General features: G+C 68.3%; 25 protein-coding genes and 1 tRNA gene. 13 read left to right on the top strand and 13 right to left on the bottom strand.

The genetic code is table 11. The features are described 5' to 3' along the window. Window positions 1-82 precede the first annotated feature (82 nt). The 3 genes from ACFWN2_RS29960 to ACFWN2_RS29950 are packed head-to-tail and all read left to right on the top strand — an operon-like array spanning window position 83 to window position 2,761. A complete protein-coding gene (locus ACFWN2_RS29960) occupies window positions 83-790 on the top strand; it encodes a (Fe-S)-binding protein (RefSeq protein WP_382433310.1) in 708 nt (235 codons plus the stop codon). Beyond that, window positions 772-2,190, top strand: a complete 1,419-nt coding sequence (locus ACFWN2_RS29955; RefSeq protein WP_382433022.1) for a LutB/LldF family L-lactate oxidation iron-sulfur protein — start codon at window positions 772-774, stop codon at window positions 2,188-2,190. The genes ACFWN2_RS29960 and ACFWN2_RS29955 overlap by 19 nt, the downstream gene beginning before the upstream one ends. Next, window positions 2,183-2,761 carry a lactate utilization protein C gene (locus tag ACFWN2_RS29950; protein ID WP_382433020.1) on the top strand — a complete coding sequence of 193 codons (579 nt, stop codon included), beginning with the start codon at window positions 2,183-2,185 and terminating at the stop codon, window positions 2,759-2,761. Before ACFWN2_RS29955 ends, ACFWN2_RS29950 begins: the two co-directional genes overlap by 8 nt. Window positions 2,762-2,764: 3 nt before the next feature. Here the strand turns inward: ACFWN2_RS29950 and ACFWN2_RS29945 are convergent, their stop codons facing one another. From ACFWN2_RS29945 to ACFWN2_RS29930, 4 genes are all read right to left on the bottom strand, one after another. After that, the gene (locus ACFWN2_RS29945) at window positions 2,765-3,205 is read right to left on the bottom strand and encodes a hypothetical protein (protein WP_382433018.1); all 441 of its coding nucleotides are present in this window, start codon (window positions 3,203-3,205) and stop codon (window positions 2,765-2,767) included. Window positions 3,206-3,240: 35 nt separating this feature from the next. Further along, window positions 3,241-4,107: an Fpg/Nei family DNA glycosylase gene (locus ACFWN2_RS29940; protein WP_382433016.1), complete on the bottom strand. Its 867-nt coding sequence runs from the start codon at window positions 4,105-4,107 to the stop codon at window positions 3,241-3,243. 15 nt (window positions 4,108-4,122) lie between these two features. Beyond that, window positions 4,123-4,560 carry a DUF983 domain-containing protein gene (locus ACFWN2_RS29935; protein ID WP_382433014.1) on the bottom strand — a complete coding sequence of 146 codons (438 nt, stop codon included), beginning with the start codon at window positions 4,558-4,560 and terminating at the stop codon, window positions 4,123-4,125. A gap of 94 nt (window positions 4,561-4,654) precedes the next feature. Beyond that, window positions 4,655-5,971 carry a sigma-70 family RNA polymerase sigma factor gene (locus ACFWN2_RS29930; protein WP_382433012.1) on the bottom strand — a complete coding sequence of 439 codons (1,317 nt, stop codon included), beginning with the start codon at window positions 5,969-5,971 and terminating at the stop codon, window positions 4,655-4,657. 159 nt (window positions 5,972-6,130) lie between these two features. Here ACFWN2_RS29930 and ACFWN2_RS29925 point away from each other — a divergent pair, with 159 nt between their 5' ends. Both ACFWN2_RS29925 and ACFWN2_RS29920 read left to right on the top strand, forming a co-directional pair. Continuing rightward, window positions 6,131-6,529, top strand: coding sequence for a hypothetical protein (locus ACFWN2_RS29925; protein ID WP_382433010.1), 399 nt, complete (start codon window positions 6,131-6,133; stop codon window positions 6,527-6,529). Window positions 6,530-6,561: 32 nt separating this feature from the next. Beyond that, a tRNA-Gly gene (locus ACFWN2_RS29920) sits at window positions 6,562-6,637 on the top strand. A gap of 87 nt (window positions 6,638-6,724) precedes the next feature. Here the strand turns inward: ACFWN2_RS29920 and ACFWN2_RS29915 are convergent. Further along, window positions 6,725-7,579 (bottom strand): LD-carboxypeptidase, encoded by an 855-nt coding sequence (locus ACFWN2_RS29915; RefSeq protein WP_382433008.1) that lies wholly within the window; start codon window positions 7,577-7,579, stop codon window positions 6,725-6,727. Between the two features lie 157 nt (window positions 7,580-7,736). On the opposite strand from ACFWN2_RS29915, the gene ACFWN2_RS29910 reads away from it, so the two are divergent. Then, window positions 7,737-8,165, top strand: a complete 429-nt coding sequence (locus ACFWN2_RS29910; RefSeq protein ID WP_382433006.1) for an OsmC family protein — start codon at window positions 7,737-7,739, stop codon at window positions 8,163-8,165. On the opposite strand, the gene ACFWN2_RS29905 is transcribed toward ACFWN2_RS29910, so the two are convergent. Next, window positions 8,140-8,925: a cytochrome P450 gene (locus tag ACFWN2_RS29905; RefSeq protein WP_382433004.1), complete on the bottom strand. Its 786-nt coding sequence runs from the start codon at window positions 8,923-8,925 to the stop codon at window positions 8,140-8,142. The two genes, ACFWN2_RS29910 and ACFWN2_RS29905, sit on opposite strands and share 26 nt — an antisense overlap. A 312-nt stretch (window positions 8,926-9,237) precedes the next feature. Here ACFWN2_RS29905 and ACFWN2_RS29900 point away from each other — a divergent pair, with 312 nt between their 5' ends. From ACFWN2_RS29900 to ACFWN2_RS29885, 4 genes are read left to right on the top strand one after another with little or no spacing between them, the layout of a single operon-like run. Further along, on the top strand, window positions 9,238-12,027 hold the full coding sequence (locus tag ACFWN2_RS29900) for a BTAD domain-containing putative transcriptional regulator (protein WP_382433002.1): 2,790 nt from the start codon (window positions 9,238-9,240) through the stop codon (window positions 12,025-12,027). 39 nt (window positions 12,028-12,066) lie between these two features. After that, on the top strand, window positions 12,067-12,696 hold the full coding sequence (locus tag ACFWN2_RS29895) for a hypothetical protein (RefSeq protein WP_382433000.1): 630 nt from the start codon (window positions 12,067-12,069) through the stop codon (window positions 12,694-12,696). A 28-nt stretch (window positions 12,697-12,724) separates the two neighbouring features. Further along, window positions 12,725-13,117, top strand: a complete 393-nt coding sequence (locus ACFWN2_RS29890) for a contact-dependent growth inhibition system immunity protein (RefSeq protein WP_382432998.1) — start codon at window positions 12,725-12,727, stop codon at window positions 13,115-13,117. A gap of 45 nt (window positions 13,118-13,162) precedes the next feature. Next, on the top strand, window positions 13,163-13,519 hold the full coding sequence (locus tag ACFWN2_RS29885; protein ID WP_382432996.1) for a septal ring lytic transglycosylase RlpA family protein: 357 nt from the start codon (window positions 13,163-13,165) through the stop codon (window positions 13,517-13,519). Here ACFWN2_RS29885 and ACFWN2_RS29880 read toward each other — a convergent pair. From ACFWN2_RS29880 to ACFWN2_RS29870, 3 genes are read right to left on the bottom strand one after another with little or no spacing between them, the layout of a single operon-like run. Then, window positions 13,500-13,949, bottom strand: a complete 450-nt coding sequence (locus tag ACFWN2_RS29880) for a hypothetical protein (protein WP_382432994.1) — start codon at window positions 13,947-13,949, stop codon at window positions 13,500-13,502. The two genes, ACFWN2_RS29885 and ACFWN2_RS29880, sit on opposite strands and share 20 nt — an antisense overlap. 28 nt (window positions 13,950-13,977) lie before the next feature. Beyond that, window positions 13,978-14,943, bottom strand: a complete 966-nt coding sequence (locus ACFWN2_RS29875) for a hypothetical protein (protein ID WP_382432992.1) — start codon at window positions 14,941-14,943, stop codon at window positions 13,978-13,980. 12 nt (window positions 14,944-14,955) lie between these two features. Beyond that, a complete protein-coding gene (locus ACFWN2_RS29870) occupies window positions 14,956-16,062 on the bottom strand; it encodes an acyltransferase family protein (protein ID WP_382432990.1) in 1,107 nt (368 codons plus the stop codon). Between the two features lie 189 nt (window positions 16,063-16,251). Between ACFWN2_RS29870 and ACFWN2_RS29865 the strand changes: the two genes are divergently transcribed. Together ACFWN2_RS29865 and ACFWN2_RS29860 are read left to right on the top strand one after the other, a co-directional pair. Then, window positions 16,252-17,418: a hypothetical protein gene (locus ACFWN2_RS29865; protein ID WP_382432988.1), complete on the top strand. Its 1,167-nt coding sequence runs from the start codon at window positions 16,252-16,254 to the stop codon at window positions 17,416-17,418. Continuing rightward, complete coding sequence (locus ACFWN2_RS29860; protein WP_382432986.1) at window positions 17,415-18,269, top strand: class I SAM-dependent methyltransferase; 855 nt, start codon at window positions 17,415-17,417, stop codon at window positions 18,267-18,269. The genes ACFWN2_RS29865 and ACFWN2_RS29860 overlap by 4 nt, the downstream gene beginning before the upstream one ends. Before the next feature lie 70 nt (window positions 18,270-18,339). Here the strand turns inward: ACFWN2_RS29860 and ACFWN2_RS29855 are convergent, their stop codons facing one another. Both ACFWN2_RS29855 and ACFWN2_RS29850 read right to left on the bottom strand, forming a co-directional pair. Continuing rightward, window positions 18,340-21,495 (bottom strand): glycosyltransferase, encoded by a 3,156-nt coding sequence (locus ACFWN2_RS29855; RefSeq protein WP_382432984.1) that lies wholly within the window; start codon window positions 21,493-21,495, stop codon window positions 18,340-18,342. Window positions 21,496-21,515: 20 nt separating this feature from the next. After that, on the bottom strand, window positions 21,516-22,259 hold the full coding sequence (locus ACFWN2_RS29850) for a class I SAM-dependent methyltransferase (RefSeq protein WP_382432982.1): 744 nt from the start codon (window positions 22,257-22,259) through the stop codon (window positions 21,516-21,518). Between the two features lie 348 nt (window positions 22,260-22,607). Between ACFWN2_RS29850 and ACFWN2_RS29845 the strand changes: the two genes are divergently transcribed. After that, the gene (locus ACFWN2_RS29845) at window positions 22,608-22,982 is read left to right on the top strand and encodes a hypothetical protein (protein WP_191302224.1); all 375 of its coding nucleotides are present in this window, start codon (window positions 22,608-22,610) and stop codon (window positions 22,980-22,982) included. A 66-nt stretch (window positions 22,983-23,048) separates the two neighbouring features. On the opposite strand, the gene ACFWN2_RS29840 is transcribed toward ACFWN2_RS29845, so the two are convergent. Both ACFWN2_RS29840 and ACFWN2_RS29835 read right to left on the bottom strand, forming a co-directional pair. Further along, window positions 23,049-23,237: a DUF397 domain-containing protein gene (locus ACFWN2_RS29840; RefSeq protein ID WP_382432980.1), complete on the bottom strand. Its 189-nt coding sequence runs from the start codon at window positions 23,235-23,237 to the stop codon at window positions 23,049-23,051. Window positions 23,238-23,244: 7 nt separating this feature from the next. Further along, on the bottom strand, window positions 23,245-24,054 hold the full coding sequence (locus tag ACFWN2_RS29835) for a helix-turn-helix domain-containing protein (RefSeq protein ID WP_382432978.1): 810 nt from the start codon (window positions 24,052-24,054) through the stop codon (window positions 23,245-23,247). Window positions 24,055-24,111: the final 57 nt, after the last annotated feature.

Genomic DNA, 24,111 nt, shown 5'->3' with positions numbered 1-24,111 from the left:
AGGCGCGCCCGGCGTACCCCCGTACGGTCCACCGATCCGGGTAGACATCCGATGATTTCAGGGAGAGGGTGTGCGGGTGAGAGTGGCACTGTTCGCGACCTGCCTGACGGACACGTTCTTCCCCGAGACCGCCCGTGCCGTGGTGCGACTGCTGGAGCGGCTCGGCTGTTCGGTCGAGTTCCCGCTGGATCAGACGTGCTGCGGCCAGATGCACTTCAACACCGGCTACCGCGAGCACTCGAAGCCGTTGGCGCGCAAGTACACCGACGTCTTCGGCGGTTACGACTACGTGGTTGCTCCATCCGGGTCATGCGCGGGCATGGTGCGGGAGGTCCACCCCACTCTGGGCGTGTCCCCGCCGCGCACCTTCGAGCTCGCCGAGTTCCTCGTCGACGTGCTGGGCGTGACGAACGTCGGCGCCTGGTTCCCCCACCGGGTCACCTACCACCCCACCTGCCACTCGTTGCGCATGCTGGGCGTCGGTGACAAGCCCTTGGCGCTGCTCAGGGCGGTGAAGGCACTCGATCTGGTGGAGCTGCCCGACTCGACGCACTGCTGCGGCTTCGGCGGCACGTTCGCGGTGAAGAACGCCGAGACGTCCACGGCGATGCTCGCGGACAAGATGACCTGCGTGCTCTCGACCGGCGCCGAGGTGCTCAGCGCGGGCGACAACTCCTGCCTCATGCACATCGGCGGTGGGCTCTCGCGGCTGCGCGCGGGCGTGCGACCGGTGCACCTGGCGGAGATCCTGGCTTCGACGGAGGAGGACCCGTGGCTCGCAACCCGGTGACGTGGCTGGGCAGCCCGACGTTCCCCAAGGCCGCGCACAAGGCCCTGGCCGACACCCAGCTGCGGCAGAACCTGCGCAAGGCCACCGGAACGATCCGCGGACGCAGGGCGGCCGCGGTCGGGGAGATGACCGACTGGGAGCAGCTCAGGGTCGCCGGCGAGCAGATCAAGGACGATGTCCTGTCCCGCCTCGACGAGCTCCTGCTGCAACTGGAGGAGTCGGTCACGGCCCGCGGCGGCGTCGTCCACTGGGCGCGGGACGCCGAGGAGGCCAACCGGATCGTGCTCGACCTGTGCCGGGCCGAGGGCGCGGACGAGGTCGTCAAGGTCAAGTCCATGGCCACGGCCGAGATCGGGCTCAACGAGGCGCTCGAAGCCGGTGGCGTGCACGCGATCGAGACCGACCTCGCCGAACTGATCGTGCAGCTCGGCGACGACCGGCCGTCGCACATCCTGGTGCCCGCGATCCACCGCAACCGCTCGGAGATCCGCGAGATCTTCCAGCGCCGCATGGGGGTCGAGGTCTCCGACGAACCGGCGGACCTCGCCGAGGCCGCACGAGTCCACCTGCGCGAGAAGTTCCTCACCACCAAGGTCGCCGTCTCGGGCGCGAACTTCGCCGTCGCCGACACCGGGTCGATCGTGGTGCTGGAGTCCGAGGGCAACGGCCGGATGTGCCTGACGCTGCCGGAGACCCTGATCACCGTGATGGGCGTCGAGAAGCTCGTGCCGTCGTGGCAGGACCTGGAGGTCTTCCTGCAGCTGCTGCCCCGCTCGTCCACGGCGGAGCGCATGAACCCGTACACGAGCGTGTGGACCGGGGTCACCGAAGGCGACGGGCCGCAGCGGTTCCACCTCGTGCTGCTCGACAACGGTCGCACGGCCACGCTGGAGGACTCCGTGGGGCGCCAGGCACTTCGGTGCATCCGGTGCAGCGCGTGCCTCAACGTGTGCCCGGTCTACGAACGCACAGGCGGCCAGTCGTACGGCTCGGTCTACCCCGGTCCGATCGGCGCGATCCTGACGCCGCAACTGGTCGGCGACATGCACGACCCGCAGGCGGCCTCGCTCCCCTACGCGTCCTCGCTGTGCGGCGCCTGCTTCGAGGTCTGCCCGGTGCGGATCGACATCCCGTCCGTGCTCACGCACCTGCGCGCCGAGGCCGTGGAGGCCAAGGGACGCACGGCGGAGTCCGTCGCGATGGCGGCGGCAGCGTGGATGTTCAAGGAGGCCTCCCGCTACGAGAAGGCGCAGAAAGCCGGTTCCCTGGCCCGTTTCCTGGCGCGCGACGGCAGGATCTCGTCGCTGCCGTGGCCGGGCTCGAAGTGGACGGCCTCCCGCGACGTGCCCGCACCGCCGTCCGAGTCGTTCCGCGCCTGGTGGAGGAAGAACCGTGGCTAGCGCCAAAGAAGAGATCCTCAACCGCATCCGCAACGCCCAGGTGCCCAAGGCGCGACCCGTCGTCCGCGGCTACAACGAGAAGGGCACCGGCGGCGTCGACCTGTTCGCCGAACGGGTCGCCGACTACCGCGCGATCGTGCACACCGTCACCGACGTGCCCGCAGCGCTGGAACGCCTGATGGGCAAGAGAATCGTTGTGCCCCAGGACGTTCCGCCCGAGTGGCTGATCGACGGCGTCACGTGGCTGCACGAGCCGCTCACGATCGACGAGCTGGACCAGTCCGACGGCGTGCTGACCGGGTGCGCGGTCGCGATCGCGGACACCGGCACGATCGTGCTGGACGGCGGCGAGGCCCAGGGCCGCCGCGCGCTCACCCTGCTGCCCGACTACCACCTGTGCGTCGTGCGGGTGGACCAGATCGCGGCGTCGGTGCCGGAAGCGTTGCGGCGACTGGAACCGACGCGGCCGCTGACGTTCATCAGCGGCCCGTCGGCGACGAGCGACATCGAGCTCAACCGGGTGGAGGGCGTCCACGGCCCGCGCACCCTGGAGGTGCTGATAGTCGGCTGAGGCTTAGCCGCAGTGGCCGCTGCCGTGGCCGTAACCGACCTCGTCGTAGTACCAGGTGTGGGCGGTGACGGACATGCACTTGCCCTTGCCGTACACCTTCACGGGCCCCGCGTAGTACTGGAACTTCCCGCTGTCCGTGTCGATGTTGTAGCCGGGACGGTGGTTGTCCTCGGCCCAGTCCGAGTTCAGCAGCTGGATCGAGGCGTCGTGCTTGAACTGCGAGTAGTAGGCCGTCTTCACGTTGGCCGCGCAGTTGTAGCCGGAACTGGCGTTGTAGTAGAGCCGGATGGTGCTCAGGTGGTTGCCCACGTTGGACTTCACCTTGTAGGTGTCGATCAGCGAACCGGAGCACCCGTACTCGGCGGCGTTGGCGTTCATCGGCGCGATCACGGAGGCGGCCGCGGCGATGGAGAGAACGGCAATGGCTTTGCCCAGACGAGTCATGTCGCCCAGGGTGGTCCGGCCCGGTTAAGCAGTGGTTATTTCAGCAACCTGGACAGCCGGCGGTCGGCCAGCGGCTTGCCACCGGTCTGGCACGTCGGGCAGTACTGGAACGCCTTGTCCGCGAACGACACCTCACGAACCGTGTCGCCGCACACGGGACACGGCAGCCCGGTACGCGCGTGCACCCGCAGCCCCGACCGCTTCTCGCCCTTCAACCGAGCCGCGTCCTGGCCCACGGACCGTGCGACCGCATCCGTCAGAGTCGTGAGCATCGCCTCGTGCAGGTGGTCGAGTTGCTCGTCGTTGAGCTTGCCCGTCGTCGCGTACGGCGAGAGGCGCGCCATGTGCATGATCTCGTCGGAGTAGGCGTTGCCGATGCCCGCGATCAGGCTCTGGTCCGTCAGCGACGTCTTGAGCCGTTCGGTGCGCTTGGCGAACAGGTCCTCCAGCTGCGTGCGGGTGATCCCCAACGCGTCGGGACCCAGCCTCGCGATGCTCGCGATCGTCTGCGGATCGCGCACGATCCACGCCGCGAGGCCCTTCTTCGTGCCCGCTTCCGTCAGGTCGAAGCCCGGACCCTGACCGGGCGGACCGAGGTGCACGCGCAACGCGAGTGGTCCGCGGCCCTGCTTGGGCGGCGGTGCGGACATGTTGTCGGCCCAGCGCAGCCAGCCGGCGCGGGCGAGGTGGACGACCAGGTGCAGGCCGTCCGCGACCTCCAGGTCGAGGTGCTTGCCGTGCCGGTGCGCGGCCACGACCTCCTGGCCGTGCAGCGCGGTCCACGGCGGGTCGAACGTCTTGAGGACCTGGAGCGACGCCACGTCGACGCGGTGCACGGTCCGGCCCACCGCGTTCTCACGCAGGTGGTGGACCAGCGCTTCTACCTCGGGTAGCTCGGGCACCGGTCCAGTGTCGCATCAGTCGACGGGTTGCAACGGGCCTTCGACGTCCGGCAGCGAGTGCATCTCGATCGTGCGGGCGACCCTGGAGGCCTCCTGACGCACGGCCATCGGGCCGCGGACCGAGCCGATCCACCGCTCGGGCGGCAGCTCGTCGGCCGTGGCCTTGCTCTCCGCGACCAGCGTGTGCGGGCGGCGCAGCGCCCAGCGGACCGGGAAGAAGGCGAACAGGAAGATCAGCGCGAGGATCAGCCACGCTGGCACGACGACCTGCTCCGGCGTCCAGGCGATCAGCACGACCACCATCACGGCGAGCATGCCCGCCATCATGATCCCCGGCAGCGCTCCACCGCTCACGTCGTGCTCGAAGTCGTCGGACTCCACCGGGTTGCGCCACTCGATGCGGCTGTGGACCGTCCACATCCGCCCGTCCGCACCGCGCACCAGCCGCGTCATGTACCCGTCTCCCACGCTCGGTCGGTCTTGGACAAACCGTACCTGGCGCGGGCCGAGCCTTGTGGGTGAACTCGGCCGGGCTTGATCGTCACCGTCAGTTCTCGTAGGCCGGCTTCGGGTAGAGCGTGATCGTCGTGGCCGTGGTCTGCGGCGACGAGCACGGCTGCGAGGTCGGCGGTTCGGACGTGGTCGACTGCACGTCGAGCGAGCTGATGTCGCGGGACGTGGTCTGCGCCGTGCTCACCTGGTCGGACTGGCCAGACGACGCAGTGACCTCCTCTGCCCGCTCAGCCGGAGGCGCCTTGTCCTGCTTGCTGCTGGGCGGCGGCACGGACGACTCCGTCCTGCGCACGGTCTCCTGGTGCCGTGCCGCACCGGGGTTGACCACGTTCTCCTGCGGCTTCACCTGGCGCTGCCCGTCGGCGGGCGGCGGGGCCGCCACCAGCTCCTGGCTGTGCTGGGAGCTCGCCGAGCCGGACGTCTCCATGGCGATCACCGGGTTCTGGTCCGGCTGCACCACCGCGACGCCCGCGCCGCCGTTGAACACCGCGGCCATCGTCCCGAACAGGCCGACCGTCGCCACGCTCGCCGCCGCGAACGCCAGCTTGGCCTTCGTGAAGAACACCTTCCCGGCGAACGCGAGCCCGAGCGTGGCCGGCACGACCAGGAACCCGGCGTTGGCGCGCAGCGTCGCGCAGACCTCGTTCAGCTCGGTGTAGAGCTGTGAGCAGGACGAACAGGTGTCGAGGTGGGCACCGATGCGGCGTTCCTCGACCCCCTGCACCCCGCCGGCGGTGTAGGTGCCGAGCTTCGACCGGATCGCCGCGCACGACGAACGCCCGTCGTCGGCCGCGAGATGAGCCTGCAGGTACGCCGCACGCAACCCCTCGCGCGCGCGGCGGGCCAACGCCGACATGGCGTTCGGCGAGAGTCCGAAGTGCGGTGCCACGGTGGCGGGGCGTTCGCCCTCCACCTCGACGCGCCACAGCACGACCCGCCAGCGTTCGGGCAGGCTGGAGAAAGCCCTGGTGATGAGGTTGTGCTCGACCCGGCGGTTCGCGTTGTCGCTCACCGGCTCGACGCGACGGCCCAGCTCCTCGTCCTCCACCGGCACGTCCCGGCGCCGTCCGCTCCACTCCCACGCGACGCGGCGGGCGACGGTCAGCAGGTACGTGCGGACGTGGTCCGTGGGCCCGCTGCCACGCCGGATGGCCTGGAGCATGCGGAAGAACGCCTCAGCGGTGAGATCGTCAGCTTCGGCCGCCTCGCGGACGTGCCTGAGGGAAAAGCGGCGGATCGCGTCCGCATGCCGGGAGAACAGTTCGCCGTAGGCCGAGTCGTCTCCCTCGCGCACCCTGGCGAGCAGGTCCCGGTCGACCTCGTTCTCGTCGACCATCACAGGCCTCAACATGCCACAAGGGGCCAGACCTGCCGCTGGATGAGTACAGGTCGATATACAAGACCATCCGTTAGTAGTGGGCTGATCAGCGCAACGTGATCGGTGACAGGACGGTCACAGGTGGGCGTCGGACGGTCGGCCGGACAAGATCGAGCGACTATCGTCACGCACGTGGTGGACTGGCGAGAACGCGCTTCGGCCCTCGTGCCGGAACTTCAGGCTGTCGCCGAGACCGAGGAATGGTCCTGCCACGTCTTCTTCTCCGAGCTGTACCAGCTGGCCCAGGAAGCGCACCGCGAGCAGGACGACGACGTGCTGCGGCGCGTGTACGGCTTCGCGCACTGGTGCTTCCACCAGCCGGAGCAGTTCCTGGAGAACGCGGCGTTGATCAGCTTCTACGAGCACGTGTTCGACGACTGGAACCTCCGCGAGGAGGTGGCCGCGTGGCTGCCGGTCGACGTGCTGCCCAAGGTGCGGGCGCTGTGGGAGTGGCGGTGGCCGAAGGAGCAGTTGGACGAGGTAGATCAACTGCTGGCCGGTTTACAGCCCCCCTCGCAAGATGCCGTTTAGCCCCTGTTGTATAGTTCTCCCCGTAAGGCAGTGCGGATGTAGCGCAGTTGGTAGCGCATCACCTTGCCAAGGTGAGGGTCGCGAGTTCGAGTCTCGTCATCCGCTCCACTCGGGAAGGCCCATGCTCATGGAGAGCATGGGCCTTTCTCGTTTCGCCATGATTTTTGGGGGGACGACCCCCCAAACCCCCCGCAGTCACGTGACCGCTTGGTCGATGGTGAGCGTGCCCGCGTCCGCGTCCAACTCGGCGACTGGTCCGAGAGCGAGCGACAGCGGCTGGTCCCCATGGCCTACGTCGATGCCACCGGCCACGGGCACGTCCAGCGCCTCCAGCCGGTCCCGCAGCACGTCGAGCACGGACCAGTCGCGGTCGGTGTAGTCCTCGAACCCCGGGAACCGGCCGAGCGCCACCCCTCGCACGCCGCGCAACGAGCCTGAGCGGATGAGTTGCGTCAGCTGCCGGTCGACGTGGCCCAGTCCGACCGCCCGCGGTGCCTCCACGAACAGGATCGTGCCGTCCAGATCGAGCAGTCCGGTGCCCACGGACCAGGCGAGCGTGCCGAGATGTCCGCCGACGACGTTGCCCGTGGCCGCTCCGCCCACCCGGACGGCTGCGGTGAACGCGGAGGGATCCCGGTGCAGCACGGCGGGTTCGGTCTCCATCAGCAACGACCGCGTCGAAGCGGCCGAGCGGGCGCCGGACAGGAAGCCGTGGATCCCGGTGACCCGGCAGTGCTTCCACAGCGCCAGGTGCAGGCTGGTGATGTCGCTGAACCCCACCAACGGCTTGGGGTCTGCTCGCACGGCGTCGAAGTCCAGGTCGTGGGCGATGCGGTAGGCGCCCGCGCCTCCTCGGGTGGCGAACAGCGCTCGCACTCCGGGATCGCGATAGGCGTCGTTCAGGTCGGCCAGCCGGTCGGCGTCGCGGCCCGCCATGTACCCGCGCCGGTCGAGGGCGTGCTCGCCGATCTCGACGACGAGTCCCCAGCTCTCCAGCACCCGCACGGACTCGGCGAGGTCCTCCTGTTCCGGGAAGCTCGCGGGTGACACGAGGCGAACCCGATCTCCGGCAACGACACATGGGGGCAGCAAGACGTTCACACGACAGACTCTCGCAGTCCCGGCACGTGGTTCTCGGGGTGATCTCCGGGCCCACCCGTGAAAAGGTGGTCGGGACAGCTCGCTTCGACCTAAGGACCTCGAGATCATGGCCATCAAGCAGACGGCAAACGCTCACTGGGAAGGCTCCCTCGTCGAGGGCAAGGGGAACGTCAGCCTCGCCACCTCCAACGCCGGCAGCTTCGACATCGACTGGAAGGCGCGTGCCGAGGAGGCGGGCGGCAAGACCAGCCCCGAGGAGCTCATCGCCGCCGCGCACTCGTCCTGCTACTCGATGGCGCTCTCGCACGGCCTGACCGGTGCGGGCACGCCGCCCACCTCGATCGACACCAAGGCCGAGGTGAGCTTCCAGGCGGGCGTCGGCATCACCGGCATCCACATCACGGTCCGCGCCAACGTGCCGGGTCTGTCGCAGGAGGACTTCGTCGCGGCCGCCGAGGGCGCCAAGGCGAACTGCCCCGTCTCCAAGGCTCTCGCGGCCGTCGAGAACATCACGCTCGACGCCTCCCTGGTCTGAACCGCAGCTCCGCGGGCCCGTGACTGATCAGGTGCCTGCGGAGGCGCACGGGCTGCTCGACCGGCTCCGCTGAGCGGTCGAGCAGCTCCTCGGCGACGATCGTGCCCTCCAGGCGCGCCAGCTGGGCGCCCAGGCAGTAGTGCGGCCCGTGGCCGAAGCCCAGGTGGCCCGGCACGGACGGCCTGCCGGGGTCGAAGTCCTCGGTGAACACCTTCGGGTCGCGGTTGCCCGCCGCGTAGTCGAGGAACAGGTGCTCGCCCTCGGCGATCTTCACGCCGCCCGTGGTCACCGGGCACGTCGTGGTCCGGAAGAAGCCGATGAACGGCGCGTCGAGCCGCACGACCTCCTCGACCACGCCGCCCAGCCTGCGTTCGCGGGGATCGAGCCTCAGCAGCGTGCTGGACAGGAGGTTCGTGGTCGAGTCGGTGCCGGCCACGACGACCGCCAGGCACAGCGACAGCCGTTCCTGCTCGGACAGCTGCCCGCCGCGGAACGCGTCCGAGCGCCCGAAGTAGGCGCAGAACTCGTTCATCGCGGCGAAGTACGAGCCGAGCACGCGCTCGCTGACCTCCTCGCCGCTGGTCAGTTCGAGCACCGGCGCGGTGAACTCGCGGAACAGCGGGAAGTCCGCCTCCGGCACGCCGAGCACGTCCCCGACGACGCCCAGTGCGAACGGGGCGGCGAACCCGCTGACGAAGTCGGCCTCCTCCGGCAGTTCGTCCAGCAGAAGACGTGCACGTTCCCTAATTGAGTCAGCCATTCGGCGCACGGCCGTTGGAGTGAATTTCTGATTCGCTGCCGCACGAATTCGGGCGTGCCTGGTGCCGTCCGCCGCGTTCAACGACGACATCAATTCGAGTAATCGTCGCTGTTCCGGCGGCAACAGCGCCGCTACGGCCGCGACCTGCGGACCAGCCATGTTCCGGGAGGAGAACGTCACCGGATCAGCCAGCACCGCACGCAGCTCGGCATAGGCGGTGACTCGCTGGGCGTTGATTCTCGGGTCGAATTCCATTGCGCTATCTTGGCGCGGTTATGGCCTTTGTCGGGGGCTGACGACAGGACCAAATACGTGATCATCCGGCTGCTCGGACCGCTCGAACTCACCGGTCCGAACGGAGCAGTGCAGCTCAGCAGTGCGGGACAGAGGACTCTCGTCGCGCGGCTGGCCCTGAAGCCGGGAGAGACGGTGCCGAGGAGTGCGCTCGTGGACGCGCTCTGGTCGGACGAGGTGCCGGCGACCGCCACGAAGACCCTGCACAGCCTGCTCGCGCGGCTGCGCGGCCAGATCCGCGACGCCGGACTGGGTGAGCTGATCACGACCCGCGAGCCGGGCTACGTCCTGAACGCCTCCGCGGACACCGTTGACGTCGCACGGTTCGAGGCGCTGGTCGCAGCAGCACGGCACAGCAACGAACCGCTGGAGTCCGCGAAGATGCTGCGCGAGGCCCTCGCGTTGTGGACGGGCGACGCTTTCGCGGACTGCCGTCCGGGTGACTGGACCCGTCAGGAGTCCGCGCGGCTCACGGACCTGCGGATGGACGCGACCGAGGACTTGATGGAGTGCTCGCTCGCGCTGGGCGAGCACGCCGCGGTGGCGCCGCTGGTCAACGCGCTGGTCGAGCAGCACCCGTTCCGCGAACGGCTGTGGGAGCAGCTGATGATCGCGCTCTACCGCTGCGGCAGGCAGGCCGAGTCGCTGGCCGCGTTCCAACGGGCGCGCGGCGTCCTGGTCGACGAGCTGGGCATCGACCCCGGGCCGCGGCTCAAAGACCTCGAACAGGCCGTGCTGACCGCCGACCCCCGCCTCGACCTGCCCGAACGGGTGCCGGTGCCGGTGCGCGGCAACCTGCCGGCCGACCGGTCGAGCTTCGTGGACCGCCCGGAGACCGAGCACGTCACCGACCTGATCGGGCGGCACCGGCTGGTCACGCTCATCGGCGTCGGCGGTGTGGGCAAGACGCGGCTCGCGATGCACGTGGCGCGCGGTGAGCAGCCACCGGACGGCGTGTGGCTGGTGGAGCTGGCGGCGTTGCGCGACAAGGCCCTCGTGCCGCACGCCGTCGCCGAGGCGCTGGGCGTGGTCGACCAGACGGGCCGCGGGCAGCTGAGCGTGCTCACGGACTTCCTGGCCGGCAAGGACGCGTTGCTGGTGCTGGACAACTGCGAGCACGTCGTGGACCACTGCGCGGTCCTGGTGGACACGCTGCTGCGGATGGCGCCGGATCTCCGTGTCATCGCCACGTCCCGGCGCGCGCTCCGCGTCTACGGCGAACAGGTCCTGTCCGTGTCTCCCTTGTCCGTGCCGTATCCGGCGGCGACGTTGTTCGCCCAACGCGCTGATGCGGCAATTCCCGGTTCGTTCGTCATCACGACGGCGAACGAGCAGGCCGTCACGGACCTGTGCCGCCGCCTGGACGGGATTCCGCTGGCCATCGAGATGGCGGCGTTGCGGGTGCGCGCCCTGACCCCGGCGCAGCTGCTGGAACGGCTGGACGACCGGTTCCGCGTGCTGACCGACGGCGGGCGCACCGCGTTGCCGCAGCACCAGACGCTGCTCGCGACCATGGAGTGGAGCTTCGACCTCTGCTCGCCGCGTGAACAACTGCTGTGGGCGCGCGCGTCGGTCTTCGCCGGGGGCTTCGACCTCGCGGCGGCCGAGGCGGTGTGCTCGGACGACGCGCTGACCGCGGACTACATGTTCGACGCGGTCGACGGACTGGTCGACAAGTCCGTTCTGCAGCGCGAAGAACACGCGGGCGTGGCGCGCTATCGGTTGCTGGAGACCATGCGCCAGTTCGGGCAGACGCGGTTGCGTGCGAGCGATGACGAGTCACGGCTGAAGACGCGCCATCGTGACTGGTACGCAGGTGTTGCCCTGCAAGGGGAACGGGCCTGGTTCACGCCGCGGCAGGCGGCGACCGTCGGCGCGATGGCGGCCGAACGCGGCAACCTGCGAGCTGCGCTGGAGCACTCGCTGACAACGCCGGGCGAGGCCGACTCGGGCCTGCGACTGGCGTCGACGCTGTGGTTCTACTGGGTCGGCTGCGGGCGGTTCGCCGAGGGACGGCACTGGCTGAACTGGGCGCTGTCGCTGGAGACCGAGCCGTCACGGGCGCGCTGCAAGGCGTTGTGGGTCACCGGGTACCTGGCGACGTTGCAGGGCAACACGTCCGCGGTGCCGGCACTGCTGGAGACGTGCCGCACCGAGGCCGCGGCGCTGGAGGACGAGGACGCCGACGTCTACGCGACCTACGTGCAGGGCGCGGCGGCCGTGTTCGACGACGACCTGCCGCTGGGCGCGCGGCTGCTGGCCGAGGCCGACCGCCGGCACGCCGAGCTCGGACACCTGGACAGCAACGTGGTCATGGCGCGGGTGGCGTTGGCGATCACCGTGGCGTTCGGCGGCGAACTGGACCGTGCGGCGGAGATCTGCACCGAGGCGCGGGTCGTGTGTGAGGAGAACGGTGAGCTGTGGGCGCGCGCGTTCGCGTTGTACGTACTGGCTTTCGTCGCGATGGGACGCGGTGACGTCGCCGAGGCCCGCGAGCTCGCCACCACCGCGTTGCGCATCAAGGAGCAGTTCCACGACCTGCTGGGCATCGCCGTGTCCGTCGAACTGCTGGCGTTGATCTCGGTGATCACCGGTTCCGCGTCGCACGCCGCGCTGCTGCTGGGCGGCGCGGACCGGGTGTGGCAGTCGGTCGGGTTGCCGTTGTTCGGGTCGGCGAACTTCGCGGCGTCGCACGACCAATGCGTGGCCTTGTGCCGTCAGGCTCTGAGCCCCGAGGAGTACGAGGAGCACTTCTCGCGCGGTGCGGCGATGCCCGTGGCCTCGGTGATCGCCGCGGCGCAGTCGTGACGCAGGCGCCGTGCAACCGGGCGGGAACAGGCTGGCCGGATGAGGACCAGCGTGCGCACACCAGACGCGGGAACCGTGGAAGAAGTCCTGAAGCTCGCCGCCAGGGCACCGTCGTTCGACATCGTTCCGCCGTGGCGATGGCGCAACGGCAACGAGTGCCTTGAGCTCGTGACCACACGCACGGACCAGACGGCGTTGCTCGCGTGTGGTGCGGTGCTTCACCACGTGCGGGTCGCGTTGTCGGCGATGGGCTGGGACTGCCACGTGCTGCGCACGCCCCAGCCGGACGGCCAGGTCGCGTCGGTGCACCCGCGCTGGGAGCTCGACGCGTTCCGCTGCGAGGTGGCCTCGGCGGCCGCGATCTCGTTGCGCAGGGCCGATCCGCGGCCCTACCTGCCCGGCGAGGTGCCGGACTCGGCGCTGACGTGGCTGCTGCACGCGGCCCGCGCCGAGAACTGCGAGCTGGAGCTCGTGGCGCGGCGCAACGGGGTCCTGCTGCGGGTGCTGGGGCCTGACTGGCTGAGCGCGGGCGAGGCCGTGAGCGCCGTGCTGCTGGCCTCGACCGTGTGGGGCCTCGCGTCCCAGGCACTGGTGCACGAGGGCGAGGTGCTCGTCCGGGTGGGCTGGCAGTCGCCCAATGCCGAACCGTTGCCTCCGTCGGCCCGCTAGCGCGACGGTTTGCGGGGACCATGGGTGCGTGGACCGCGACAGAACGCTGGCGCACCTCAGCGAGGACGACTGGGGCAGCCCCGACTCGTCGTCGACCCAGCTCTACCGGGACCTGTGCGCGTTGCGCGACCTGCCGGTGGGACAGCTGACGCCGACGTCGCTGCACCTGCTCGTGACGCACCAGGTGGGGCTGGACGTGACAGCGCTGCTGGCCCTGGAACACGTGGAGGGCGACCCGCTGCGGTCGTTCGCGCTGTACCCCGGCGACCTGCTCGCGGCTCTACTGAGAGTAGATCACTCCTTCTGGACCGATCACCCTCAGTTGCTGTCCAGGATGTCCGCTTTGCTGGACCGGCTGCGGACCCTGCCGGACGGCGACTGGCAGCTGCTCGTGTCCGCGGCCGAGCAGTTCCCCGGTTAGGCGAGCGTTAGGCGCCTCTTTGCCGCGGGGTGAGTTGCTTGCAACATGACAAAGACCCTCGCGGCCGCCGGCCTCACGCTCGCGTCGCTCCTCACCACCGCCGTGTTCTTCTCCCCCGTGGCTTCTGCCGAGACCTGCAAGGCTTCCTACTACTCCGGCGGCGGCACGACGGCCAGCGGCGAGCGCTTCGACCCGAACAAGCTGACGGCCGCGCACAAGACGCTCCCGTTCGGCACGAAGGTCAAGGTGAAGAACCGGTCCAACGGCAAGACCGTGACCGTGCGGATCAACGACCGCGGCCCGTTCATCTCCGGCCGGTGCGTCGACCTGACTCCCAAGGCGTTCAAGACGATCGCGACCCTGTCACAGGGCGTAGTCGGCGTCACCGTGACAAAGGTGTGAACGAGTAGAAAAACACGGGTTTGCTTGACCCGATCGAGTGAACGAGATACTCAATCCGAGTGTTCGCGGCGATGAGTGGACCTGCACGGCTCGCAACCGGGGCTGTCGTCGGCGTTGTCGTCGCCGCGTTCGGCGTGCTCGGGACGTATGTCGGATCGCTCGGAGCGGGCGATCCGGCAGATCCCGGCAACGACAGACCGGCGCGCGTCTCGCTCATCAACACGCCTTCGTTGCTCCCGACGGAATCCGAGCCTCCGTCACAGACAGTGGCGTCCAGCTCGTCGTCGCAGCCGTCTTCTTCTTCCAAGACAACAACTACGACGAAGACGACCACCACGACGGTCGCGGTCACGACGACCACAACGACCAATGCGCCGCCACCGGTGACCACGACGACCACGCGTCCAAGACCGACCACCACGACGACCACGAAGCCGTGCGGTCTGATCTTCTGCTGATCAGCCGTTCCTGCGGCGCTCGTAGACCGCGTCGAACCTGCTGGTGTCCGTGAGCCCGTGCCGCAACAACCGGGCCGCGTCGACGAGGTTCTTGTCGTCCCGCCTCATCGGTTCGCCGACGTGGTCGAGACAAGCGCCGACCACCTCGTCGTGGCTCGGCAGCGCCAGTTCCGGGTAGAGCTCTTCCAGCCGCGCCACGAACTCGGCGCGCAGGTAAGCGATTTCCTTGGCCGTGTACACGCCTTCGCGCAGGCCGTGCTCCCACATCCAGAACACGAGCTCCACGAACCTGGCCCGCTCGGACACCTCGTCGTGCGACGCCGTCGTCCCGGCCGCAAGCCTTGTGCAGTAACGCCACCACGACCGGAAGTCCTCTGGACTTTCCTCTGTGGCCCAGCGAATCCGCCGTTCCTCCGGCATCTCGGCAACCGCTTTCACCTGCCGCCACACGACCCGGTGATCACCGCGGAACGAGATGCTGAGGTCCTGCCCGAACGCCGTGAAGACCTTCTGCACGCTGCCAGGACCGAACTCGGGATCCACCCCCACGTACAACGTGACCTGGGCGTCCGGCTGCCAGTACTGCTGGTTGCCGAACTCCGGCCCGCCGATCTTCACGAGCTCGACCCGGCGAGACGCGAGCTCGGCCTGTAACTCGTCGAACATCAGCAGCCCGTCGAACCGGCCGTACTTCGCGGCCACGGCGTCGTCCAGCCAGTCGGCCCCGTACTTGAGCCGATGCGCCTGCACGGCGAGATGCACGCCCTGCCAGCCCAACTCGCGTTGCCTGAGGTACCAGCCGACCTCGACCAGTCCGTACGACCGCAGGTACGTGCGACCGCTGCGGTTCTCACCGCCCAGACCGCCCATGACCTCGGCCGCGACGTCCGGGCCGAGGTTCGCGTCGAGCCCGAGGACGGTGCCGGTCTGCACGACGTCGGCGAAGAACTCGACCTTGGCGCTCACCGAAACGATCCCCTATCGGCTCTGGGCGGGATGCCAGTAGGTCGGCGCGACCTCGCGCACGAGGGCGGGCACCGGCGTCCTGGCCGGTTTCGGCAGCAGGGAACGCAGCTTCATGGTCGGCTTCTCCACCAGGTGCCACGACGTCAGGCCGGCCGCATAGGCGAGCGGCACCGCCAGGACGGCGAGCATCCACTTGTCCCACACGCCCAGGTACGCGAGCGTCTGCTGGATGAGGAACCCGTACAGGTAGGTGCCGTACGAACAGCTGAACCAGTCCTTGTCGCGCGCCGCGAGCCGCTCCGGCCAGCGGGCGGCCAGCGTGAGGGCGGCGTACGCGATGGTGAGCGTCGTCAGGAACTCGCCGGCCGCAGTCGCGTTGATCACGAGCTGGACCGCGACCAGCGCGCCGGCCACCTTCGGCGACAACGGGATCCTGTCGCGGTAGGCGTACAGGGTCACGCCGAGCACGAACGGCATCATGAACTTCGCCGTGCTGCCGAGCGACAGCTGCAGCCAGTGCGCGGTGCCCGTCCGCGGGTCCAGCGCCAGCCAGACGTTGAACGCGATGACGGCGACGAGCAGAACGACCGTCACGGAACGCCAGCGCTTGATCACGCCGACCACACCGAGAATCAGGACGATCACGTATCCGACCAGCTCGATCGGCAACGTCCAGATCGAACCGTTCACCGAGTACGGATACGGGTTGTAATCAAAAACACCGGGAAGCGTGTGCTGAAGGTTCAACACCGTCGCGTTGTTGAGCACATAGGCCCACGTCTTCGACGCGTCGAAGTAGTAGTCGAGTGGCCAGTTCGTGACCAACGGGCCAATGACGAGTGCGGCGACCATCGACATGACGATCAACGGCGGCAGGATTCGCAGCAACCGTTTGAACACGAAACGGCCGATCGACGGGTCGTCCGCCCACGAACCCGCGATCTGGTAGCCGCTGAGCACGAAGAACGCGGTCAGGCCCATGTGCTCGGGCACGAAGAACCATCCCGGGTACATGATCGACGCACCGGCGAGCGGCGCGCTGTGACAGAAAACCACCCACAACGCCGCGATCAGGCGCACCCACGTGAACCCCTGCGTGAAGGGCCGCCTGGAAGACACCGCCCGAACCCTTCCCCCAGTCGGCAGATCAGAAACAGGCATACGTCCCCCCATCACTACGAGACGATAACTGCATCTGCGAACCATCCGGATCGATTCGCCGGAACAACTACCCTCTGCCCGAAGTCTCTCGTGAGCAGGTGCGACAATGACGCGGTTTCATGTTGGACGCGTCAGCAGGGGGCTACTGTGAGTTGGCAGGACGAGCTGCAGAAGCTCGACGCTGAGTTGGCGAGCGGCCGGGTGTCCGCCGACGAGTACCGGCAGCGCCGCGATGCTCTGCTGTCCGGTGACACCTCATCACCGCAGGGTGGCAGTTTCGCCCCTCCGCGGCCGTTGCAGTGGCAGGCGGTGCCGCCGGCGACGGAGAAGGCCCCGGAGAAGACGCAGTACATCCAGCCCGTGCCGCCCCAGCAGACGGCGCAGCCCGCGCAGAACTCCGACAAGACCCAGGTCGTGTCGGTCAACGGCGGTGCGCAGGCGAACCCGAACCCGGACGCCACGCAGGTGGTCCCGAACAGCGGCGGTACGCCCCACCCCAACTACAACCAGCCGCAGCAGTTCCCCCAGAGCGGCGGCTGGCAGCAGCAGGGCGGCGGGAGCGCACCGCCCCCGCCGTGGCTGACGGGTGGTGACGACTCCTTCTCGACGCCGTCGTGGAACCAGGGTCCCGAGGTCTTCGACTCGGCGGGCGGATCGTCGGGCAAGGGCAAGAAGATCGTCGGCATCGTGATCGTCGTGCTGCTCCTCGCGGGCCTCGGCGTGGCGGGCTTCTTCTACTTCACCGGCAAGAAGGACAACGAGGCCCAGCCGCCGCCCGAGCAGATCTCGACGCCGGCCACGCCGACGACGAAGCCGATCCCGGAGCCGCCGGCGAAGAAGCCGGACGCCGGTGCGACCGCGGACTCCGTGTTCGGCCCGCTGCCCGGTATCGAGCGGGCAGGTGGCGGTCAGTTCGACCTGCCGAAGATGGCGGCGCAGAAGCTGATGGTCGGCAAGACCACCGAGGCGCTCACCGCCGGCGGGATGACCGAGGCGACGCTCTCCACGTCGGTCGACGACAAGAACACCCTCAGCATCATGGCCATGGCGGTCACGGACGAGGCCGCCGCGAGCAAGACGGTCGCCGCGTACCTGCAGGACCAGGCCGCGCTGAAGGAGAACAAGGACCTCTCGTACAAGGGTGTCAAGGTCGTCACCGACCCCGCCAAGAAGGTCCTGCGCGCCACCTACGTCTACTACAACAAGATGATCGTCGTGGAGGTCTTCACCTCCGAGTCGGGTTCCTCGGCGGAGAACCAGTTCAAGGAACTGCTGAAGAACCAGGTCGAGTTCGCACCTCCGACGGTGCGGTGAACCGGGTGATCAACGCGTCGCACCCGAACGGCCACTTCTACTCGCCCGTCACGGATCCGGCCGAGCTGGCCATGCAGGCACACCGCCTGTGGCCGTCGCAGCCGGAAGTGCTGGGCATCGACTTCAACGACGAGATGCACGAGCACGTCCTGACGGAGCTCTTCCCCAAGTACTTCGGGGCGTACGACTACCCCGAGGAGCTGGAGGAGACGCCGGACCTCACCGACTTCTACACGAAGAACTCGCAGTTCAGCTGGCTCGACGCCCGCAGTCTCTTCGTGCTGCTGCGGCACTGGCGGCCCAAGCGGATGATCGAGGTCGGTTCCGGGTTCTCGTCGCTGCTCGTGGCGGACGTGAACCGGCGGTTCCTGGACGGCTCGCTGGAGTTCACCTGCGTCGAGCCGTACCCGCGGGCGTTCCTCAACGACGGTCTCGACGGCATCTCGCGCCTCATCCAGGCGAAGGTGCAGGACGTCCCGATGAGCGTCTTCGAGGAGTTGGAGGCGGGCGACATCCTGTTCATCGACTCGTCGCACGTCGCGAAGACCGGCAGCGACGTGAACCACCTGTACTTCGAGGTGATCCCGCGGCTGCGCCCCGGTGTCCGGATCCACATCCACGACATCTTCCTGCCGACGGAGTACCCGCACGACTGGGTGATCACCGAGAACCGCAGCTGGAACGAGCAGTACCTGGTGCGCGCGTTCCTCATGTACAACAAGGACTTCCGCGTCCTCTACGGCTCGGCGTACGCGCACCACCGCCACGCGAACCTGGTGGCGAACGCGCTGCAACTGCCCGGCCGCCGGTCGTTCGGCGGCGGCAGCCTCTGGCTCGAACGCGTTTCCTGATCCCGCAAGGGATCGCACGCATGTGAAGAAGGGCCCCGAGAACGTTCTCGGGGCCCTTCTTCACGTGGTCCTACTTGAGCAGGCCTTCCAGCACGGCTCGCGCGACCTGCGGCCCGAACTGGGCGGCGACCTGTTCCTTAGCGGAACGGGAGAGCCGGTACCAGAGGTCGTCGTCGCGCAGGAGGCGCACGATCGCCGCGGCGATGTCCTCCTCGGTGTCGCCGACGAGCACGTCCTGCTCCGGCGTGAGGTGCATGCCTTCCAGCGCGAGGGTGGTGCCGACGACGGGCACGCCCTCGCTGACGCTCTGCCCGATCTTGCCCTTCACCCCGGCGCCGTAGCGCAACGGCGCCACCGTGATCCGCGCCTGGGCGTAGACAGGACCGAGGTCGGCGACGAACCCGACCACTTCCACGCCGGCGTCCTCGTCGTGCAGCGCCTCGACGTCCTTCGTCGGGTTGGAGCCGACGATGCGCAACACGGCGTCGGGGATCTGCTTGCGCACCAACGGCATGATGGACTTGGCCAGCCACTGCGCCGCGTCGCGGTTCGGCACGTGGTCGTACCCGCCGATGAACACGACATCGGTGCGACCGTCCACAGAGGACGGTGTCCAGTCGACGGCGTGCACGTTGGACAGCACCCGCACGTCGGCGGTCGGCACCAGCTGCCACAGCAGGTCCTGCTCCGCCTCGGACACCACGAACGTCACGTCGGTCGCCCGCACCAGGCCGAGCTCCAGCTCGCGCGCGGCGGCCGCCTTGCGGCGCAACCCGAGCGCGGTCGCCGGTTCGCCGTCGCGCTCGGCAACCGCCGCCTGCCGCTCCAGGCGCAGGAAGTGCAGGTCCACCGTGTCGTAGGCGATGACGCACTGCGGCGCCCGCGTGCGCAGTTCCTCGAGCATGATCCAGGCGACGTTCGGCCGGGACAGCAACGCGAACGACAGCTCGGAGGCCGCCTCGCGCACGAACTGCCACTGCCGTTCGTTCTGGGTGAGCACCGTGACGCCGAGCTGGCGCAGCTCGTCGGTGTCCGGCTGGTGCTCACCACCGTTGGCGGGGAAGAAGACCACGCGGCAGCCGAGGCCGACGAGCTCCTCCAGCACCGCGCGCATGCGCACGGACCCGGAGTCCATCCTGGTGAGCGGCACCTGGTGGTCCATCACCAGCACGAGCGGACCACCGCGGTCGAACGGGTCGCGCTGGCGGGCGAGCCAGAGGTTCGCCTCGCTCGGGCCCGGAAGCTGGCGGCTGAGCGCGTCGGCCCACTTCTCCGCGAACACCGTGCGGTTGAGCTCCTGGTGCCGCTTCACGCCCGTGGCGACGTCCTTGCCGTGCGAGATGCCCTCGTGGTGGACGACCACGGCCTTGGGCTGCACGACCACCCGGTGCCCGGAGGCCCTGATCGCGAACGCGAGGTCGGTATCCTCGTAGTAGGCGGGCGCGAACCGGGTGTCGAACCGGCCGACCCGCTCGAAGAGGTCGCGCCGCACCAGGATCGCGGCGCCGGAGCAGTAGTCGACGTCGCGCAGGACGTTGACGGCCTGGTCGTTCGCGTCACCGTTGCGGCCGTAGTTCCAGCCGGTCGCATCCGACCAGATGATGCCGCCGGCCTCCTGCAGAGAGCCGTCCGGGTAGACCAGCTTGGCGCCGACGAGGCCGATCCGGTCGTCCGAGTTGACGGTCTCGACCATCGCCTCCAGCCAGCCGGGCGTCACCTCGGTGTCGTTGTTGAGGAACAGGAGCAGCTCGGAGCGCGCCTTCTCCGCACCGAGGTTGCAGGCGCCGATGAACCCGAGGTTGCGCGGCGTGCGGACCAGCCGGACACCGGGGCACTCCGCGAGCTTCGCTGCGCTGTCGTCCGGTGAGGCGTCGTCGACCACGACGACCTCGAACGGCACCGTGGAGTGCACGCTGTTGATGCTCAGCAGGCATTGCCGCGTGTACGACCACTTGCCGTGCACCGGGATGATGATGCTGACCAGCGGCTTCTCACTGGTGTGGACCGCGACGGGCGTCCTCGGCTCGACCGGCTGCGCCGGCACGACACCGGGCTGACGGCCGAGCGCCTTCTCGTAGCCGTCGCGCAACGTGCTGCCGCGCGGCGCCACCTTCTCCACCACGCTGCGGTACTTGCCGAGCGCGCGCTGCACCAGCGCGTTCTGCTCGTCGACCTGCTTGCGCAGCTGCTGCACCTCGGCCTCTGCCCGCACCGCGCGCTGTTCGAGCGCGGCGGACGAGTCCTGCATCCACTCGACCATCGCCGTCGCCCGGTCGCCGGTGCGCAGCGCCCGGTGCAGCTCTCCGGAGAGGCGCTCGCGTTCGGCCTGCGAGTCCCCCACCGACTCCTGCGCGGCGAGCTTGTCCCGTTCCTCGGTCTGGCGGAGCCGTTCCAGCTCGCGGATCGTCGCCTTGAGCCGCTCCACCTCGGCCCGGCTGTCGGCGTACAGGGCGTGCAGCTGGTCGGTGTTCTTCTGGACCAGCGTCTGCTCGGGGTCGAGCATGACCGCCGCGACGGGCAACGCGGGCAGTTCGGCGTCCGACGCCACCGCGAACAGGTAGGTGTGCGGCATCCCCGGCTCGACCGAGTGCTTCTCGCCGTCCGACTTCGCGGTGTGCCCGACGACCGCGCCCTGCACGTCACCGGTCGCCGTGATGACCGACCCGACGGCGAAGTTCTGCCGGAACATCGCGACGTTCGCGAACCGCCCCCGCAACAGCTCGCCCAGCTCGCGCTCGGTGAGCTCCTTGACGTGGAACTCGTTGTCGTTGTGGTGCTCGTGGCTGTAGACGTCGGTGTCCGGCGTGCTGACCAGGAACAACCCGCCGGGAGCGAGCCGCGTCCGGATCAGCTCCATCAGCGACTCGTGGTCGGTGACGTGCTCGATCGCCTCGAAGCAGGTGATCACGTCGAACCGGCCCGCGTCGGCGAGCAGCGCGGTGTCGGTGATGGAGCCGACGACGAACCTCGCCCCGGAGCCGCCGTAGTTGACCTGCGCGTGCTCGACCGACGGCGCGTCGATGTCGACCCCGACCACCTCCGCGGCGACCTCGGCGAGCATGGCCGCGCCGTAGCCCTCACCGCTGGCGAGGTCGAGCACCCGCTTGCCGGCGGCGAAGTCCCGCGCGAGCGCGTAGCGGTGGTAGTGCTCGTACACCAACTGGAAGTCGTCGGTCCAGGGAACGAGGCGCTCCCCGGTCCACTCGATCCGGCGGTCCAACTCCATGTGTCTGTCTCCAGCGCTGTTCATCGGCGGGTGCTGCGCAACAGGGCGAACGCGCGTTCGTCCCGGTTGCCGTGAGCGGGATCGGAGCCTTCCGTGGCACCGAGGCTGACGTAGTCCTCGACGACCCAGCCGGTTCTCTCGAAGATCCGGCGAAGCCCCGCCTCCGAGAAGATCCAGAAGTTGGTCGGGTCGTCGTTGGCCTCGGTCGGGTGGAGCAGGTACGCCACCGGCAGGTGCGCGAAGTCGGTGCCGTGGTCCGGCGAGAGCTGCGCGATCCGCGTCGACACCACCAGGCGGTCGGCGCGCCTCGCCAGCTCTTCGAGCACGTAGTACGGGTTCTTCAGGTGGTACAGGATTCCCAGGAAGAAGATGATGTCGTAGTGGTCGCGCGGCAACCTGACCTGGGTGTCGAGGTCGATCTCGTGGATCTGCACCTCGGAGGCGAGCTCCTCCCGCAACCGCCGCGCGGCACGCACCTCGTTGAAGTTCGTCAGCGGGTTGTCGATCAGGTCGACCGAGCAGCCGAGCCGCTGCTCCAGGAAGAAGGCGAAGTCGCCGTCCGCCGCACCGACGTCCGCGACCGTGCGGCCTTCGATCTGCGAGAACAGATCCCGGCGCTCCCCGGTCAGCATGGCGTCGAGGTGGAAGATGTTCGCCATCGTGTCGTACGGGTACCAACTGAAGTCGACGTCGAGCTGCTCCTTGCGCGTGAGGAGCTCCTGCCGGAAGGCCAGAGCCTGCTTCTTCACACCCTCGAAGTCCACGCCTGGGATTCTGCCTGACCGCCCACCCACGGCGTGGCGGGTACGTACAACCCCCGGGCAGTGCTAGACGTCTAACTGTGTAGGTCACCCATCCGGAGGCAGCACATGTTGATCACCGTGACATTAGTCACACTGGGCGGTTTGGCGTTCTTGGTGCGAACCGTGACGGTGCTCCTGGCCGTTTCCTCTTCCAAGAAGACGAACGATTACCCTGCGCCACAGACGTCCACCAATTGAGATACTCGTTCGGAGTACGTCTTACGGCGGAACGTTGACTTAACGTACGATCCTTTCGGGTCGTATGACTGATCAGTCACCCGAAGGGGACCTCACAGGGGTAGGTGCGCCATGGACCACGCACTGAACAAGGTCATCGAGCTGCGCGAGAGCGGTTTTCAGTTCCTCCACCTGAGGGACGACGCCGGGCAGCTCGACAGGATCATGGCGTTCAAGCAGCGCAGAGGCTTCATCGACTCGATCCTGTTCTGGTCGGAGACAGAGGCGCGTGCGGGGCGTTTGCCCGCGGTCCGCGACTCGGCTCGCCCGGCACAGGCCGTGTGGATCTACGAGGGCCCGTTGGTCGAGGCCGTGGACAGGCTGCTGGACCTGCCTGAACCCGGCGCGCGCAACGCTCCCACGTTGATGAAGGCGACGGCCTCCGACCTGGCCGTCGTGACGACGCTGCCGTTCAAGCTGAAGCTCCCGCCGGGAGCGATCGCCTAGGTTCTGGCTCGTTCGGTCACCGGAATGCGTGTCCAATACGACCAGAATAGTGACGGTCGGTAGCGGTCAGTTCTTTTCGAAGTCGCCGCGCTTCACGGCGCTGATGAACGCTGCCCAGTGCGGCGCGGCGATTTCGGAGCTCGTCCGGCCCTTGGAGTCGCGCACGCGCGCGGCGGAGCCGTTCAGGGCGATCTCGACGCAGTTGGCGTCATGGCCCCCGGAACTCCGACTGCTCTTCCGCCAGTAGGTGGACACCTGATCACTACCTCTCAGCCAACCTCTCGATCCAAGCGGCGGACTCATCATGGGTCATCGCCAACTTCGAGAGGTGCTTGAAGACCAGCGTAGCGCTCCTGATTCGCTGCGGGTCCTCGATGTGGATCGAGCCACCCATGTGCTCGATGTAGAGGACCTTCGGATCACCGGTGAACGGCATGTCCAGGACTGTGAACGATCCGCTCTGCCCCTCGTGCAGACCGGCTGAGTCGAGCAGCACCTGGATGGTGACGTTCGGAAGGCGACCCGTCTGGACCAGATGCAGGAGCTGCTCCCGACCGGCCCGCTGCAGGGCGGCCTCCGCGATGATCGCGTGGAAAAGGAGCGGACGGTCGCTGACCAAGCGCTGCTGCCGACGCACGCGGATAGCGATGTCGTCTTCGATCCGTTTCTTTGATCGCTGTGTCACGGAGCCTGCGAACAACTCACGCATGTACTGCACGATCTGCAGTTGCCCTGGGATGTAGCCGAGTTGGAACTCCCGGACGCGCGAAGCGTCGTGTTCCAGGCTCAGGTAGCCGTACCCGTCGAGGTTGTAGGCGCGCCACCAACCCTTTTCCTTGGCCAGTTCCCACATCTCGACGTACGGCGTCTCCTCGTCGCCGATCACGCCGTAGATGTCCAACATCGCGCGCATCGCGTGGATGTCGGGAACCTGGCCGTTCTCGATGCGGCTGAGCTTGGGGACGTTGTAGTCGAGGCGGTCCGCGGCTTCCTTCTGGCTCATGCCCGCACGTTCGCGCAGCAATTGGAGCGCCTCGCCTAGGCGCTTCTGCCGGAACGTGGGTTCAGCCACGGTCCAAACGGTAGAGGCAGGATCCGGAAGTTGAGATTCTCACTCCACGGGTGCAGT

Origin of the sequence: Lentzea sp. NPDC058436 (genome assembly GCF_042721515.1) — a bacterium.
GTDB lineage: Bacteria > Actinomycetota > Actinomycetes > Mycobacteriales > Pseudonocardiaceae > Lentzea.
This window is presented reverse-complemented; position numbering and strand designations above follow the sequence as displayed.